The sequence below is a fragment of the Streptomyces sp. NPDC042638 genome, from assembly GCF_040647235.1.
GTDB lineage: Bacteria > Actinomycetota > Actinomycetes > Streptomycetales > Streptomycetaceae > Streptomyces > Streptomyces rameus.
Genome location: NZ_JBEZBT010000092.1, coordinates 1 through 15,120, shown reverse-complemented (window position 1 = coordinate 15,120; position 15,120 = coordinate 1). Strand labels below are relative to the sequence as shown.

The window sequence follows — 15,120 nt, the reverse complement described above, 5'->3', positions numbered from 1 at the left end:
CTTCCAGACGGACCCGATTCGGAAAGGTTGATCACGACATCACACAGGCCCTAGGAGCACTACGACTTCCGCTACGTGTTCTACCTCGCCGAGGAGGAGCCGCCGGCCGTCACCTTGCAGGACGAGGAGGTGTCCGGTGCCGACTGGCTCGCCATGTCGGAGGTCACCTCGCCGACACTGCGCGCGAAACTTCTCGACGCGGGCTTGGTCATGCCCACCCCTGCGCCCACTCCCGTGAAGGACTCCGCTCATGGCTCTTGACCTCCACGTGGTGACGAGCGGTCGGCGCGCCGGCATGGTCGACCGGCTCACGGCCGACGGTGTCCTGACCGACGTGCTGCTGCGCGACGCGCTGCTCCACGTGCGGCGCGAGGTCCTGCTCCCGCACGCGTACGTCCGGATCAGCGGACCGGGTGCGGACCCGATCGACTGGCGCCTCCTCGACGGCTCCCACCCCGACGACCAGGAGGAGTGGCTCGACCTGATCCATAGCGACGAGTCGATCCTGCTCCAGCGCGACGGTGAACCCCTCGACGCTCTCCCCCGCGGTGAACCCCTCGACGCTCTCCCCCACGGTCCGGTGACCGGCGGCCACATGACGTCCATGTCCACCTACACCCCGGCCACCGTCGAAGCCCTCCAAGCCATGCAACTCAGCCCCGGCCACAGCTGTCTGGAGTTCGGCCCCGGCCCCGGCGTCTCTCTCGCGCTCGCCGCCACCATCACCGGCCCCGGACTCGCCACCGGCGTGGAGCGGGACGGACACATGACGGCCTTCGCCCAGCGGAACCTGGACCGTCTCGGTGTCGATGCGACCGTTGTCGAGGGCGACGCGCTCGAAGGGCACGAGCCGCAGGCACCGTACGACCGGATCCACTCCGGCATCGGCGTGCCCTGCGCCCCGGAGCCGTGGGTGGAGCAGCTCGCACCTGGCGGACGGCTGCTCACGACGCTCGTGACCCGCACCCCGAGCTGGCCGGGACAACTCCCGGTCACCCGTATCGCGGCTGGCACAGTCAAGGCGGTCCTCCGGGGCCGGCCGCGCGGGTACCGGCCCGTGCTCGGCTACCGGTGGCTCAACGCCCTGGACCACCGCGCCCGCATCAAAGCCGACCCCGGACGAGATTCAGCAACGCACGGACGCCGCCGAAGCGCTCGGTCAGAGCGGCGACGCCCGCGGAGCGGCCCACGCCTACCACCAGCTCGGCCAGTTGATGCAACAGCGGTGCGGCAGGTTCGGCCCCCGTGCCATCGACGCCTACGAGGCCATGTCGCACTGGGTCGCATCCCCGACTACCGCCCCTGACCAGGACGGCAGACCCCGTAATTGAGGGCTGCTTCCTCAGATACGGGAGCCAAGCGAAGAGCCCCGGCCACACGGCGGGGCCCCCTTCTCTGAACTGAGTACTCGAGCGGCGGGGGCGGCCGGGCAGAGCCGTGTGGTGGGGGCCCTGCTCGGCCGCCCAGGTCAGCGGATGCCCGTGTGGGAGTGCCGGGGCAACTGTGCGTAGTGCTGCTCCTCGGCGGCAGGCGCCGCGGCCATGGCCGCCTCGTCCTGGGCCTGGCGTTCTTGCTGCCTCAGCCGGAGGTCCTCCGCGACCTTTCGCGTGCGACGTTGCTCGTCAAGCTGACGCAACTGCGCCAGCCGCGGGTGCTCGTCGTGCTGTTCGTCCGCCATTCGAGGCGTCCTTCCGTGTCCGGTTCCGTACGTTGGCGGTCAGCGGACGCCGACGCCAACGTTCTGCTGGGCCTGCTGGGTCTGCTGGGCGATTTGCTGTGCCTCGTCCACGTTGGGGTCCTTGGTGGGCGTGGTCTCGGGGGGGTGCTGGATGGGTGGCTTCGCGGGCCTCCTTGCCGGCGATCAGGCGCTCGCTCACCTCCTTGAGCCGGTCTTCATGGCCCTCCAATAGCTGGGCAACGTCCTGATCGGTCGCGGTCTGCTCGGCCGGCGCAGGACGGGTCTCCAGGTTGCCCGGGTGCGGGCGCTCCACGGTGCGGTCGCGGCGGGGCAGCTGGGGCAGCGCAGCAGCCGGGGCCGGGTCGGCGGTGGCGGAGGGTGAAGGTGCGGCCGGCGTCGGCGCCTGCTCGGGCTCCGCAACTGCAGGTGCTTCGGCGCCCTGGGCGGCTTCGGGCTGTGCCGCGGTGCCCGGGGCCTCGATCGGCGGGGATGTTGCCGCGACGGCCGCGCCCTTCTGCAGCTCAAGAAGGACGGGCAGCTGATGCTCCAGCGGCGCCAGTCGTGCCTGCACCTCGCTGATGGAGGCATTCAGGACGGAGCGCGGCTTCAGACCGTTATGCAGACCGACCACCTTGAGGGTTTGCAGCACGGCCAGCGCCCGCTCGGCTTGGGCGTGGCTGACGTTCAGCTCATCGGTCGCGCTCAGCGCGAGCGGCGATGCGATCGCGCCCTGCCCGACAAGGTGCTCCCTGGTCGGCGCTGAGGTCGGCCTCTAGCGCCTCGGCAGTGAGTTCGCGCGATCCCGCGATCTCCTGAGCGAAGCGGTCGGCGAGCTCGTTGAGGAACTGCGCGTCACGGTGGAAGGGGTTGTTCTCCACCCGGCGGCGCAACTCATCGATGAGCGCGAGGCGGGACTCCACGGGCCTGTCGGTCTGCATCCCGGCGACGAACTCACTGGGCAGAAATGAGGCTTGGGTTCCCCATTCCTGGACACCATCGGCTCCAACGCCATCGACCTGACCACACTCGGACCCGACAACTGACCACCACCCGCCAAAACACAGCAAGCCCGCACCTCCTGACCACGCAGGGGCGCTGCCCTCAACCAGCAGCGCCCCGCTCATCTGCCGCTTCCCACAAGGGGACAGCAACGCCCCACAGCCGACGGGCCGCACTCACACCGGCGCCGCGAGTACAGCTCTCGCCGCTCCACCGACCGCCCGCCCGTGGTCAGGCTCGCGCTGCGCAGACCAAGACCCAAGAGCGACGCCCGACGGAGACGGCCCGCCAGCAAGCCCACCGTGCTCCGCCTACTGATCGCGCTCCCGCAATCGCAGACAAACGGCACCGCGAGCGCTTGTGCTCTGGCGGATCGGTACAACTGGTCGAAGGCATCAGCCCCATGCCAGCAGCCCAGTCGACGTCAGCAGGTACCGGGCCGAGCTCCAACTCCGGCGGGGCCAGTTACCAGAACAAGCCGTTGTAGAACACATACAGGACACCTTGCAGGCATAGCCCGCCGACCACTACCTCCGGGCGGGGTGCGCCTCCTCCGGCCAAGGCGGCAGCAAAGGCTCCACCAGCGCCCACAAGTCGTCACCCACGGCCGGTTCACCACACGTCACGAACGGCGGACCGTCGTACTGGTCACTGCCGGCCAGCACACATCCACAAGATCGTGCGGCGAGGACAGGTCCCGCGGGATGCTTCGACAGTTCGGCGCTCGGTTCAGCCGCAGCTTCGAGTGCCTGGGAACCGGTAGTCGCCGGACGCCGCCGTTCGCCTGGATAATGGTCGGCCCTGGGTGGCCTGATCCGTCAACTGCGCGTGGGCGCTTGCCAGAAGCTGCCTCTAGAGTGATCAACGGTGTAACGTCTGATTCGTTCGAACCCGGGGGAAGAGTGAGCACCATGCGGCTGACGCGCGCATGCACGTGTTAGGCAGGCGCAGCAGTTGTCGTTCTCAGTGCCTTGGCAGGATGTGGCAGCAACGGCAGCCACGGGACACACCCGAAGGCCGTGCCATCGGCGTCTGCCAAGCCGAGCGCACCATCGCGCCCAGTCCACGATCCGCCGGCGACGTTCGCCACCGGTCACTGGGTCCCGCTGCCGGAACAAGCCATCGCCGGGCGCCTGGCTGCGGGAGGGACACTGAATGCCCCCTTGCCGCTGGCCCTCTACAAGACAACCGCCTTCGTTGCTACCACAACCCAGGTCCAAGCCATGGACACCACAACAGGCCGGGTAACCGCGACGGTCACGCCTGACCGCACGCCCGTCGACGCAGGCAACGGGTGGAACGACACCAACCACGCCGATGCCCCGTTGCTCGTCACCGCCCACGGTACCCCGACCGTCATTGCTCCCTTCGTTGTGAAGCAGACCGGCACGGGGACACAGGCAAGCCACACGGTGGTCGAGGTCACCGGTACCAGCGCGGACACTGGCAAAGCCATCTGGCACCTCACACTGCGGCTGCCTGAATGGGCCACGGAGGATGACCCCGAGGCCTCAGCCATCGGCGCGGACAACGGCATCGCCGTCATCCGTGTCTCCACCTTCCACCACGATCACGCTGCCGCTTACGGCATCGACTTGAACGGTCCGCGCCAGGTATGGAGCGCTGACAAGTTCCAGGCGAGCGCAGTCACCGATCAAACCGTGGCGGGAGCACTGCTGGAAGACGACATCGGCATTGACCAGCGGCCCGCCGGGTTCGACCTCACCACCGGCAGAAGTCTTTGGCAGGGCCCCCGCGGCCGTTCGGTGAGTACAGCCACAGCCGGCCCACACCGGATCCGTATCCACGGCAGGGACTACACCAATGGCGACTATGACCGGCTCGCCGACCCACGCACCGGCCGTACCCTGCAAGCCCTCCCGGCCGACCTCGCCAGCTCGACCTGCACCTACGACGACCGGAGCATGCTCATCTGCTACGGCATGGGCGCCGCCTCCTACGTCGTCTACAGCCTGGACCCCTCCACCGGCAAGGTGGCGTGGCACCTTCCGGACAAGCAAGCCGACCGTATCGCTCCCGAGATCACCACGGCCTGGCACGGCCGTATCTACGGCACGACCGACAACGGTGCGGTCGCCCTCGACGCCCGCACAGGCAAGGACCTGCCCAGCCCACGCGTCGCGCCGCTCCTCGTCGACGAATCAGCGGGGATCGTCCTGCGCGACTCCAGCCTGCTCGCCTACCCCACCAGCGGCTGACGGGCCTGCTACACGATCGGGTGACATCTTGACCTGCCCCACCTCTCAGGTTCCAGTTCTCCTCAGAGACCGGCCGACGGGCGTAAGAAGCCGTTCTCTTTCCAAGAGTGACGGGTTCGTTTCCGCTGGTCAGATGTAGGGGTGGTGTTTCGGCGGGAGGGACGGGGTGTCGTGTCGTCTCTTCGGCGGAGGTGCCGGGATGCCGTCGGTGATGGGGTTGCTGGAGGAGCGTGAACGCGCCGCTCGGCAGCGGGTGGAGGCTCTCCAGGCCGAGCTGCGGGAAGCGGAGGCGGTGTGGGAGCGGTTCGTGATCGCCCGTGAGACGGTGGGCGAGGTTCTGTCGGAGCCCCGCAGAGGCGAGGACGTGGCGCCGGTCGTGGTGGTCGGCGAACGGCCGGTGCAGGTCAGGCAGGCGGTGCCCGACTCAGTGGTGCCGCACTGGGAGGAAGGGCTCGCCCCTGCGGTTCTCGCGCCGGACTACCAGCGGATCATGGACGTAATGGCCGGCGGGAAGGGGATGCGCGGGGAGGCGATGGACTGCCGGCAACTCGCGGCCGCGGTGGGGTTGGAGCCGGTCCCGGCGCAGGTGGAAGGGGTGCGGTCGAAAGCCAAGCGGCTGGCCGCGCGGGGCTGGCTGGCTGAGGAACGTCCGGGGCTGTTCAGGGTGCCCGTCGGGCGAGGCGGCGGCTCATGACCATGCTCATCGCCCATTTGATCACCGCCTCCGAGGTGTCTGTGCGCGTCTCGTAGTCACGGGCCAGTCGGCGTGAGTGCATCAGCCACGCGAAACGTGCGCTCCACCAGCCACCTCTTCGGCAGCACGGTGAAACCGCTGGTGTCGTCGCTGCGTTTGACCACGGTCAGCGGCAACGCGCAGGACTCCGCGGGCGAAGTCGACCAGGCGCCCGGTGTAGCCTCCGTCGGCCCACACCCGCGTGACGCGCCAGTGCCGCTCACGCAGCCGGACCATCAGTGCCTGCCCCGCATCCCGGTCGCTGACCGAGGCCGCGGTCACCATCACGGCCAGCAGCAGTCCGAGGGTGTCCACCACGATGTGCCGCTTGCGGCCGTTGACCTTCTTCCCGCCGTCGAAGCCCCTGCTCGAGGAAGGCACCGATGCGGCTCCTCTCACCGACTGCGCGTCGATGACGCCGGCCGTCGGCTCCGGATCCCGGCCCGCAGCTTCGCGGACGCAGTCGCGCAGCCGGTCGTGGAACTCGGCGGTCAGGCCCTTGTCCCGCCAGCGTCGGAAGAAGGCATAGACGCGGTCCCACGCGGGGAAGTCCGCGGGCATCGCCCGCCAGGTGATGCCGCCCGCGACCAGGTAGCGCACCGCGTCGACCATCTGCCGGTGGCAATAGCTCTCCGGTTGCCCGCCGCGGCCCTCCAGCCAGCCGGGGACCGGCATCGCGTCGCGTACGACGGCCCATTCCGCGTCGCTCATGTCCGACGGATACCTCGGTCGCCTGTACTGCCGGTCCCCGGCGTTCCCGAACCGGTGAGCGACACAATCACACTGCAGGGGAGCCGAGTTGGACGACATCAACGCCGGCACGGAAGACTGCAGCACCAGGGGCCTCCTGTTGCTCGGTTGGATTCGACACCCACGAGCTGTGCGGGAGGCCCCGCTCTCATGCCCGGCCAGCCAGAAGATCACCCGACTGAGTCGAGGACCTCGAACTCACGCTCACCATGATCGATAGAGCAACGGCTTCTCAGGGAAAGGGGGAGAGGTGTCAGCGTGTCGGGAGGCCTCGTGTCGGGCGGTGTGAGCTGCGGTGATGAGCACGACGTTGGAATCGTTCGCGGCACCGCTCACGGCACTGGATTCCGGGCCGCCCCGGCGGCCGTTCAGCACCCCTTGACCAGGTGGGGCGCGGCTCCGGTTCGGGCTGCCGGGCGCTGCTGGTGTACGTCATGACAAGGTTCCTCACGCAGGTGACGCTGGGGTCCGGATGGAAGTCCCCCGTCACCTGGTAGAGGTGTGGCGAAAGTCGACGGTGTGACACTCCACTGAGTGCCGTTGCCGAGCCGTGATCATCCGGTGGGTGCCACTGTCCTGTGACAGCGAACTTTGACCGATTGCCATCGAAGTTGGACCGGTAACTTCCTGTGTTGAACAGGAGGTTCAGGACGGGCGCCACGCTTGTAATCTCATTCGCGTGGCTGAAGCGACTAGCGGGGGGCGGCCGGTGTCCGACGACGAGCTCGATCCTGCGACTGGTTCCGACGGTGATGCTCCTGCGGACCCGGCACCTCAAAATCAGACAAGCTCCTCCAGTGACGACGCTCCCGCTGATCCCGCAGCGTCTACGCCCACATGGGCGCAGATCGGCCGGGGCGTGGGCGCGACGATCACCATCATTGCCGCACTCGGGGGACTGATTCTCGGGGTCAGGGCGGAGCAACGCGCCGATAGGGAGGAGAAGCGAGCGGCGGAACTGAGCCAGAAGGCTTTCGCCGAGCAGGTTGACTTCTACCGAACTCCGTCCGCGATAATCGTGATGAACGGCAACCCGCACCCAGCGGAAATGCGCCTTCTCCTGCCAGGACGGCGTCTATGGTGGGATTTGCGTTCGCTGGAGCCTTGCAAGAAGATCAAGATCCCCATTGACTCCCTGCGTGCCAGCTTGCGCATCCATTTGCCATCCATGCAGGTCACCGATGAAGAGCTGTCATCCCTGTGGTTGGAGTTCCAGTCCCCAGACGGCAGGAGTTGGGCACGTACCGGCGGGGGAGCGTTGGCCCCCTCTACGTGGAAACCTGCATCGCTCGGAGTGCACATGGTCGACCTTCGAGAGACCTGGAATAGGGCTCCAGAGGACTCACCCATTTGCGGTGCCCCTTGAGAGCTGCTTGCCGGCTGACAGAGATCGGTCTGCGCACCTCCGCTGTGGTCCAACTTTGATGGCAATCGGTTCAAGTTCGCTGTCACAGGACGCAGGAGGATCACCCAGCCGGACAGCCTCGCAGAGCTCGGAGACGATCGCGAACGAGGTCGTCACCATCGGCACCGCCAAGGCCGGCGGCATCACCGCGTGCGTGGTCTTGCCGTGCGCCATGCCGTTGCGGATCTGCCGACCATAGTCGAGGTACTCCGCCTGCCGGGCCGTCAGAATCCCGTCGGCGGCACCCTGCTTGATGAGCTGAAACAGCGGCTCGGTGCCCGCGTCCGGGATACGGTCGCGCAGCACGATCTCCACCGCGATCAGGGAGTGCATGACCGCCACGGTGGAGAACTCGTAGTAGTAGTACGACTGGCGCAGCAGCTCGCGGGCCGTCCGCAGGACCGTCCGCGCGGCCTTGGGAACGTCGGCGGGCACGACCAGGTCCTCAACGAGGTCCTAGGTGCAGACGGCGGTGGCACCGTCGATGCTGATCTGCTCGGCCAGCACGTGCGAGCGCAGCTGGGCGGCTTCTCCCTCAGTGAGGGCGTCATGGCCCAGCTGAGCCAGGACGCCGTTATAAGTCCCTCACGCGGCAGTGTCCCTGGTGTGGTCTTTGGGCGCGCCTTGGGCTTCGGCTGCCTCGTACACGCGGGCGACGAAGTCCTGCAGGTCGCGGATCTTCACCACGGTCAGCTCGGTCGGCTGCTTGACGATGCCGGCGAGACGGGTGACGACCTCCTCCTTCCACGCCGCGTGGTCGTGCACGAATAGCATGTGCCTCTCGACGGAGCGATGTTCCGGCTGTCTCAGCACCTCGGCAATCCGGCGGGCCAGGAATCCCTGCCCTCGTTCAAAGCAGCGGACCGTGACGAACCGTATGCTTTCATCCAGCCGGTCGTTGTCCAGGATCTTCTCCAGGCTGTCGTGTGCTTCCTGTCCCAGGTCGAGCTTGCGCGTAGCGCGGGTCTCCACCTCCGGCACGGCAACCACGGGTGGGTTCTGGCGGAGCCGGAACGCAAGGAGATCCGTGCCTTGGACCGCCTGATTCACAGTCTGCTTCCAGCGGAGCTTCAAGATCGGCACGCACCATCGGCGCACCCTCCTGTACAGCGCCCCGGTGACAATCTCCCCGAAGTCACCGTGCCGCGTCCGCGTCTCAGCCGGGAACATATTCGTGCGCACGTAACGAGCGACTTCCGGCGCGCCCAAGTCGTCAAAAACGAGAGCGAGCTCCCCCGGAGTGATGTAGTTCCGGGCCACCTCACGTCCGAGCTGCTCCAGCAGCTCCGCCTCACCAACCTGCCCCGAGTCGACGAGCGCCTCGTACTGCAATGGTCCTGCCGGCAGTTGCACCGGCTCCGTCTGAAGCCACTTGTCGAACACGCACACCCCCGAGTTCCGACTCCCCGCCCAGTCACCATTGTCTCGGATTTTTCAGAATGCTGATCCGATGATCGCGTTTTTCCTGGATCACAAGCCTTTACGGCCCCCAGCAGGTCGGGACGTGATGATGGAGGAGGAGCATGACGTGCGCGCCGGGTGCTGGACGGTCAGGTACGGAAGCGGGAGAGCCAGGCGCCGTCAGCCTTCTGCTCGGGCGCGGCCTGGTCCTTCTCCCGGTGCTCGGGCTGGGGCTGCTCGGCTTGGCGTTCGGCGGTGATGGCGCGTTGCTTGCAGTCGTCGCACAAATGCGGGTGGGTCTCGCGTGAGGCGCCCCACCCGGCGGGCTTGATGGCCTTCCACCGTTCGTCGGTGAACCGGATGCCGCAGCCGGCGCACACCGGGCGACGGGCCCTCTCGCTCGGCCTTGGCCGGTGCGGCGATGCGGGGCAGCTCCTCCTGGTGCTCCCGCCAGCGTGCAGCGTAATCGGCCTGCTTGCGGGCGTGCTGAGCTTCGCGGCGCGGGCTGCCGATCGCCTCGATGAGGATCTGGTTGTGCGGTCGGCCGAGCACGGAAGACCGCTCCGGCCGGGCCGCGCTCCTTGAGCTGCTTCATGCTGGTGACCACGATGGGCAGCTTGCCGTCGTACATGTGGAAGCCGCCCTCGTACGAGGTGCCCTTCCAGTGCCGCTCGGTGAGCTTGGCCAGCTGCGCGATGACGGTGTTGGGGTTGCGCGGGCCGACGCGGTTGAAGACGAGCAGCAGCGGCGGGTGCGGCTGGACGCGGTGCGCGAGGCCGACGGTGGCCCTGGATCGTTCCGAAACGAGCAGCGGCCCCGGGCGAGGAAGCCGGGGCCGCTGTCGAGCGGTGCAGAGCGTCTGGGTCAGGCAGAGCTCACGACGATGCCGTTGACGCGGGCGACGAACTCGCCCGCAGCAGGCGTTCCAGCGCGGCGTTCAGGCCCTTGCGCAGTGCATCGCCCGTGAGCGCCACCACCGCGTCCCCCGGACCCACGGAGCCGTCTCTGCGGCTTGAGGGCGGTCGCTAGCCAGGGGGCAGGCTCTGGCATAGGCGCTGGTCCGTGGGCGTATCCGGGGACTGTCAGGCAGTGACCTTGCCGAAGATGTGGTTGGCGGGGGCGTCGGGGTCGTTGCCGTAGAAGAACTCTTCGAGTGCCTGGTGGAACTCGTCACGGCTCAGTCCGCCGGAACCATCGAGGTCCAGAGCGGCGAAGACGGCGGCGCAGTCCTCGCCGGGGACGGCGGCGACCGAGCTGAACATCTGCTGGAACTCGGCCTGGTCGATCTTGCCGTCTCCGTTGAGGTCGACGAGGTCGAAGAAGCAGTTGGTGACCGGCGCAATCTGCTGCGGGTAGAACGCGCGGTCGGTCAGGACACTCTTGAAGCCTTCGGTCATCTCCCGCACATCGACCTTCCCGTCACCGTCCTGATCCATCGGGGCGATGACGTTCGACCAGAACTGGTCCATCCCCTCGATGAGCCGGCGGACGGTTTCGGCATCAGGCGTGGTCTCGCGGGCGCTGATGTAGCGCTCGCTCATCTTGCGGACGTCGTGCTGGGTAATGAACCCGTCGCGATCGACATCGGCGCCCCTGAACCACTGGCCGTACTTGAGGTCTTGAAGTGCAGTCATGACTGCGTACCGTATTCACGCAGTTACGGTGACTCAAACGTCCGAGTGGAGGCTGGGCACCGGTCGGAACTGCCGAGCGGGCGCCCGACGAGGGTGAACACGGCATACCGTTGAGTTGGCTTCGTTTCAGTGTTCGAGGTGTGGTGGTGTGAAGGCGAGTACCTCCTCGACCGGCCCGTCGTAGACCTCGACATCGACGAGAGCACTGTGCGCACTGGGTCCCTGGGACAGCCGCGAGCACCCGCGGTCCCCGGTGAGGGTGTTGGGGTTGCCGTGGCGGTCCAAGGTTCCGCTCCGGCCTGGCTGGGCTGGGTCCCACCACGCTCCGGTGGACAGCTGGATGACGCCGGGCATGACGGCGTCCGACAGGATCGCGCCCGCCAGGCAGCTGCCTCGGTCGTTGAAGACACGCACGATCATGCCGTTCTCGATACCGCGTGATGCCGCATCTTGCGGGTTGATCGTTACGGGCTCGCGGCCGTGGATCTTTGACTTGAGGCTGTGGCTACCGTTGTCGTACTGGCTGTGCAGGCGTGAGGCAGGCTGGTTCGAGATCAGGTGCAGCGGGAAGCGGTCCGCCAGGTCGGCGCGAAGCCATTCCACGGGTTCGAACCACGTCGGATGTCCGGTGCAGTCGTCGTAGCCGAAGGAGTCGATCTCCTCGGAGAAGATCTCGATCCGGCCCGACGGCGTCGTCAGGGGGAAGCGCTGCGGATCGGAGCGTAGTGCTTCGAAGCTGCCAGGAAACGGACCGCTGAGTGCCGGCAGTTCGACACCGCAGGCGCGTTGCCAGAAGTCGTCGAAATCTGGCAGGGCCGCGTCGTCGCCGAGGTTCGCCCGTGTTTGGTCGTAGAGGTGCCGGACCCATTCGATCTCGGAACGCGACTGGGTGAACTCGCGCTCATAGCCGAGCCGGGCGGCCAAAGCGGCGAAGATCTGGTGGTCGGTGCGTGCCTCGCCGGCCGGCTCGCGGACCTTCGGCATCGCGACAAGGTGAGGGTCGGAGAACCCCGCGGCGAAGTCGTCGCGCTCCAGACTGGTCGCGACGGGAAGCACGATGTCGGCGAACTTCGCCGTGGTATTCCACCAGGCTTCATGGACCACCACCGTGTCCGGGCGCTGCCAGGCTCGGGTGAGGCGGTGGAGGTCCTGGTGGTGGTGGAAGGGGTTTCCTCCGCACCAGTAGATCAGGCGCAGGTCCGGCAGGGTCAGGCGCTGACCGTCGTAGTCGATGGTCGCACCCGGTTCCAGTAGGGTGTCGGCGATCCGGGCGACCGGGATGAAGTCCGCAACAGGGTTCGCCGCCCTTGGCATCGACGCCACAGACGGTCGGCCCGGGGCAACACCGGTCGCGTCCATTGTCGCGTAGCCCGCGCCCCAGCCGCAGCCGGGCCGGCCCAGCGAACCCGCCATGGCCGCCAGCACGACCGACATCCAGATCGGCTGCTCACCGTGATCCGCCCGCTGTATGGCGTAGTTGACCATGATGAGGGAACGCTGTGTGGACAGGCGACGGGCGAGATCGGGGATCGTGTCGCGGCTGATGCCTGTAATCCTCGCGGCCCAGTCGGCGTCCTTGACGACGCCGTCCACGTCGCCGGTCAGGTAGGAGGCGAAGCGGTCGAACCCCTCGCAACAGCGGGTGAGGAAGTCCTCGTCGTGCCAGTCGTTGACCAGCATCGTGTGCGCGATGCCGAGCATCAAGGCGGTGTCGGTGTTGGGGATGACCGGGAGCCACTCGGCGTCGAGGAAGTCGGCGGTGTCACTGCGGATCGGGCTGACGTTCACGAACCGCACCCCGGCCTCACGGCACTTCCGCTGCAGGTCCCGCGTCTGGTGCCGGGCCAACCCGCCAGGGTTCACCTGACTGTTCTTCAGAGCCAGCCCCCCGAACGCCACCACGAGCTCACAGCTCTCGGCGATCTCGTCCCACATCGGCATCCGGGACTGGTAGCTCCACGGAGCCGCGCCGATCACATGCGGAAGGATGACCTCGAGAGCGGCGGTGCTGTACGTGTTGCGCGAGTCGGTGTAGCCCCCGCCCAACGCCAGGAACCGCTGGAGTTGCCCCTGCGCATTGTGGAAGCCGCCCGCACTGGCCCAGCCGTATGAGCCGCCGAACACCGCGCTGTCCCCGTGCTGTGCGCGCACTCGGCGCAATTCCTCGCTCACCAGCGTGAGTGCGTCGTCCCAACTGACCTCTACGAAGGCGTCCGCCCCTCTGGCCGTTTCATCGGCGCGCGGCAAGCCATTGAGCCACCCTTTGCGCACCGCGGGTCGCAGCACACGCGCACTGTCCTCAGCAGCCGTCACCATGCCCGGGCCGATCGGCGACGGCGCGGGGTCGTCACCCCGGGGCTCAATGCGCACCAGCTGACCCGAATCGACCACGGCCACGAAACTGCCCCAGTGCGTTGCCACCGGCATGCGTCGTTCCACCGTGCACCAACTCCATCCCTGAAGTCTCTCCGGCTCCCGAACAACGGCCGCTACACCATAGGGGTTCCGCGTCAGTCAGCGGCCCGCGGGACACAGGCTCCCCTTGGCGGATGCTGCCCAACCCTGACGGTGCGCACGACTCCCACCGCCGCCGCTCAACCGGAGCCCGGAGCGCCTCTGTCCACCGCGACCTGACCGTCGTACGGCCAATACAGGACTCGGGCTCCAAGGGCCAGGGACGGAGTCTTCGGGCCGGAGCGGAACGGCCGAGGGTGCGACCTCGAGGCGACGAGCACCGCGACGGCGTACGGCCGGGGGCGAGAGCCCAGGCGCTCCGCTCGCCGCGCGGCGCGAACCCGGGCGGCCAGAGCGCCGGCAGCGAGGCGGGCCCGCTCGTACTGAGGCGCGGACCGCCTGCGGGTCAGCGGGCGCAGCACGGCCTGGTCCTCGGTGCCGCTCGGGTACAGGGCGCGCAGGTCGGCGGTCATCCTCCGGCCCCGGCCGACGGGTCGGGTGAAGTCGTCGATGGCCGCCTGCACGATGCGGTCGCCCAGGCCGGGCTGGTGAGGCCGGCCGCGCAGGGCGTAGGCGAGGTGGCGGCGCGCTTCGGCGGTGACCAGCCGGCCAGCACCGGCCGCCACGGGTCGGCTCCCGCGGCGACCAGGACGCGTGTGATCTGAGGCCGGTGCCCGACCACCGCCTCCCACAGCGCCTGCCTGTTCGAGGGCACCAACGTCTCGGAGGGCCCCGGGATGACGCAGCCTTTCGAGATCGTCGGGGCGCCGTACGTTGACGCGCGCACCCCGGCGGCGACCTGTTCGTCGGTGTCGATGCTCAGGCCCCAGCGCAGTTTGTCGGCCACCCAGTCGGTGACGTACTGGCAGCGGTGGCCGATGGCAGCCAGGTCGTCGGATCTTGGTCCGCCTTGGACCGGTTCCAGGCCGCCGACGCCGCGATCAGGGCGCAGTTGTCGCCGAGGTCGTTGGCGTAGGCCTCACGCTCCTTCGCACTCCAGGCGGAGGCGCCGGAGTCCCACGCTTCGGCGAGCGGGACCAGGTAGCCGATGTGCCCATGACCGCAGACCTGTCAGAATGTGGCTCTCGCCCTACGAAAGACCGCCACATCGACGGGCCCAGCGGCCTGGACACGCCTGCCGGATGGTGGCGTCCGCTGCGCTGGACGCGGCCGCTCACCTCACCGGCCGTGACATCGCCGCGGCGGACCGGGTGTTCGCCGGCTCCCCCGCCTGCGCGCACTGCGGCCACTGAGTGCTCAGAAGTGGGGCTGGTCGGCGCCGTCCTTCGTGTTGTCGTAGGCGTTGACGTAGGCGAGCCGGAAGGACTGCCCGCAACGGCCGCCGTCGCTGTAGAGCGCCTCGTTGCCAAGCACTTGGTGGGGGGCTACGGAGAAGACGCCTGCGACATGACCGACGACTCTCCCTCGTCTGTCGAGGAAGTCGTACCGGATGTCGTACCCCATCGAGTGATCGGCGTGGTTCTTGAGCCAGAAGCTGATCTGGGGTTCTCCGCCCACCTCGCAGTCGCTCGTGACCCGGTACAGGTCATGCGTTGGGTGGAGGTAACGCTTCGCCGGTGACGGACTGGCGGACGACTCCGTAGCCTTCGAAGCGCCGGACGAGCAGCCTGCGCCGGTTATCACGAGCGCGAGTAGCGCCAGGCGGGGATCGCGTCACGGTCGCACAGTGCGTGGAACCAGTACGGTGCCATCTGCCCGAGCACCACCGCGCGCTGGGCTGTGGCGCCGTGTCCGGTACCGGCCGGGACGCTTTACCGTGTCGTGTCATGAGGGTCTTGGTCATCGGCGGCAGTGGCTTCCTGGGCACCGAGTTGATCCGGCAGGCG

The 15,120-nt window shown here is 67.9% G+C and carries 13 protein-coding genes and 2 pseudogenes; 4 read left to right on the top strand and 11 right to left on the bottom strand.

What is annotated here, in order from left to right; genetic code table 11:
- The first annotated feature begins 75 nt into the window (after positions 1-75).
- Both AB0B40_RS36475 and AB0B40_RS36470 read left to right on the top strand, forming a co-directional pair.
- Positions 76-261: a hypothetical protein gene (locus tag AB0B40_RS36475; RefSeq protein WP_362267870.1), complete on the top strand. Its 186-nt coding sequence runs from the start codon at positions 76-78 to the stop codon at positions 259-261.
- Positions 251-1,306: a hypothetical protein gene (locus AB0B40_RS36470; RefSeq protein WP_345056946.1), complete on the top strand. Its 1,056-nt coding sequence runs from the start codon at positions 251-253 to the stop codon at positions 1,304-1,306. The genes AB0B40_RS36475 and AB0B40_RS36470 overlap by 11 nt, the downstream gene beginning before the upstream one ends.
- Before the next feature lie 162 nt (positions 1,307-1,468).
- On the opposite strand, the gene AB0B40_RS36465 is transcribed toward AB0B40_RS36470, so the two are convergent.
- Positions 1,469-1,678, bottom strand: coding sequence for a hypothetical protein (locus AB0B40_RS36465; protein ID WP_345056948.1), 210 nt, complete (start codon positions 1,676-1,678; stop codon positions 1,469-1,471).
- Positions 1,679-2,367: 689 nt separating this feature from the next.
- A complete protein-coding gene (locus AB0B40_RS36460) occupies positions 2,368-2,802 on the bottom strand; it encodes a hypothetical protein (protein ID WP_345056950.1) in 435 nt (144 codons plus the stop codon).
- 894 nt (positions 2,803-3,696) lie between these two features.
- Here AB0B40_RS36460 and AB0B40_RS36455 point away from each other — a divergent pair.
- Positions 3,697-4,896, top strand: a complete 1,200-nt coding sequence (locus AB0B40_RS36455) for a PQQ-binding-like beta-propeller repeat protein (RefSeq protein WP_345049515.1) — start codon at positions 3,697-3,699, stop codon at positions 4,894-4,896.
- 199 nt (positions 4,897-5,095) lie between these two features.
- Positions 5,096-5,590, top strand: coding sequence for a hypothetical protein (locus AB0B40_RS36450; RefSeq protein ID WP_345049518.1), 495 nt, complete (start codon positions 5,096-5,098; stop codon positions 5,588-5,590).
- An 81-nt stretch (positions 5,591-5,671) separates the two neighbouring features.
- Here AB0B40_RS36450 and AB0B40_RS36445 read toward each other — a convergent pair whose 3' ends face one another.
- The 9 genes and pseudogenes from AB0B40_RS36445 to AB0B40_RS36405 form a co-directional block, all read right to left on the bottom strand.
- Complete coding sequence (locus AB0B40_RS36445; protein WP_345049521.1) at positions 5,672-6,340, bottom strand: IS5 family transposase; 669 nt, start codon at positions 6,338-6,340, stop codon at positions 5,672-5,674.
- A gap of 1,381 nt (positions 6,341-7,721) precedes the next feature.
- Positions 7,722-8,219, bottom strand: a complete 498-nt coding sequence (locus tag AB0B40_RS36440) for a hypothetical protein (RefSeq protein ID WP_345049525.1) — start codon at positions 8,217-8,219, stop codon at positions 7,722-7,724.
- Positions 8,220-8,369: 150 nt separating this feature from the next.
- Positions 8,370-9,167: a hypothetical protein gene (locus tag AB0B40_RS36435; RefSeq protein WP_345049528.1), complete on the bottom strand. Its 798-nt coding sequence runs from the start codon at positions 9,165-9,167 to the stop codon at positions 8,370-8,372.
- A 167-nt stretch (positions 9,168-9,334) separates the two neighbouring features.
- Positions 9,335-9,565 (bottom strand): hypothetical protein, encoded by a 231-nt coding sequence (locus AB0B40_RS36430; protein WP_345049530.1) that lies wholly within the window; start codon positions 9,563-9,565, stop codon positions 9,335-9,337.
- A 702-nt stretch (positions 9,566-10,267) separates the two neighbouring features.
- Complete coding sequence (locus tag AB0B40_RS36425) at positions 10,268-10,819, bottom strand: EF-hand domain-containing protein (RefSeq protein ID WP_345049533.1); 552 nt, start codon at positions 10,817-10,819, stop codon at positions 10,268-10,270.
- Positions 10,820-10,945: 126 nt separating this feature from the next.
- Positions 10,946-13,258 (bottom strand): molybdopterin-dependent oxidoreductase, encoded by a 2,313-nt coding sequence (locus AB0B40_RS36420; RefSeq protein ID WP_345049536.1) that lies wholly within the window; start codon positions 13,256-13,258, stop codon positions 10,946-10,948.
- A gap of 208 nt (positions 13,259-13,466) precedes the next feature.
- A pseudogene (locus AB0B40_RS36415) lies at positions 13,467-13,869 on the bottom strand (conjugal transfer protein TraA); the annotation flags it as partial.
- A 203-nt stretch (positions 13,870-14,072) separates the two neighbouring features.
- Positions 14,073-14,323, bottom strand: a pseudogene (locus AB0B40_RS36410) (HNH endonuclease family protein); the annotation flags it as partial.
- 207 nt (positions 14,324-14,530) lie between these two features.
- On the bottom strand, positions 14,531-14,791 hold the full coding sequence (locus AB0B40_RS36405) for a hypothetical protein (RefSeq protein WP_345049538.1): 261 nt from the start codon (positions 14,789-14,791) through the stop codon (positions 14,531-14,533).
- Positions 14,792-15,120: the final 329 nt, after the last annotated feature.

Coding starts and splice junctions, on each gene's coding strand:
- AB0B40_RS36460 (WP_345056950.1), bottom strand. CDS start 2,802: ATGAGCGGGGCGCTGCTGGTTGAGGGCAGCGCCCCTGCGTGGTCAGGA.
- AB0B40_RS36450 (WP_345049518.1), top strand. CDS start 5,096: ATGCCGTCGGTGATGGGGTTGCTGGAGGAGCGTGAACGCGCCGCTCGG.
- AB0B40_RS36425 (WP_345049533.1), bottom strand. CDS start 10,819: ATGACTGCACTTCAAGACCTCAAGTACGGCCAGTGGTTCAGGGGCGCC.
- AB0B40_RS36470 (WP_345056946.1), top strand. CDS start 251: ATGGCTCTTGACCTCCACGTGGTGACGAGCGGTCGGCGCGCCGGCATG.
- AB0B40_RS36465 (WP_345056948.1), bottom strand. CDS start 1,678: ATGGCGGACGAACAGCACGACGAGCACCCGCGGCTGGCGCAGTTGCGT.
- AB0B40_RS36445 (WP_345049521.1), bottom strand. CDS start 6,340: ATGAGCGACGCGGAATGGGCCGTCGTACGCGACGCGATGCCGGTCCCC.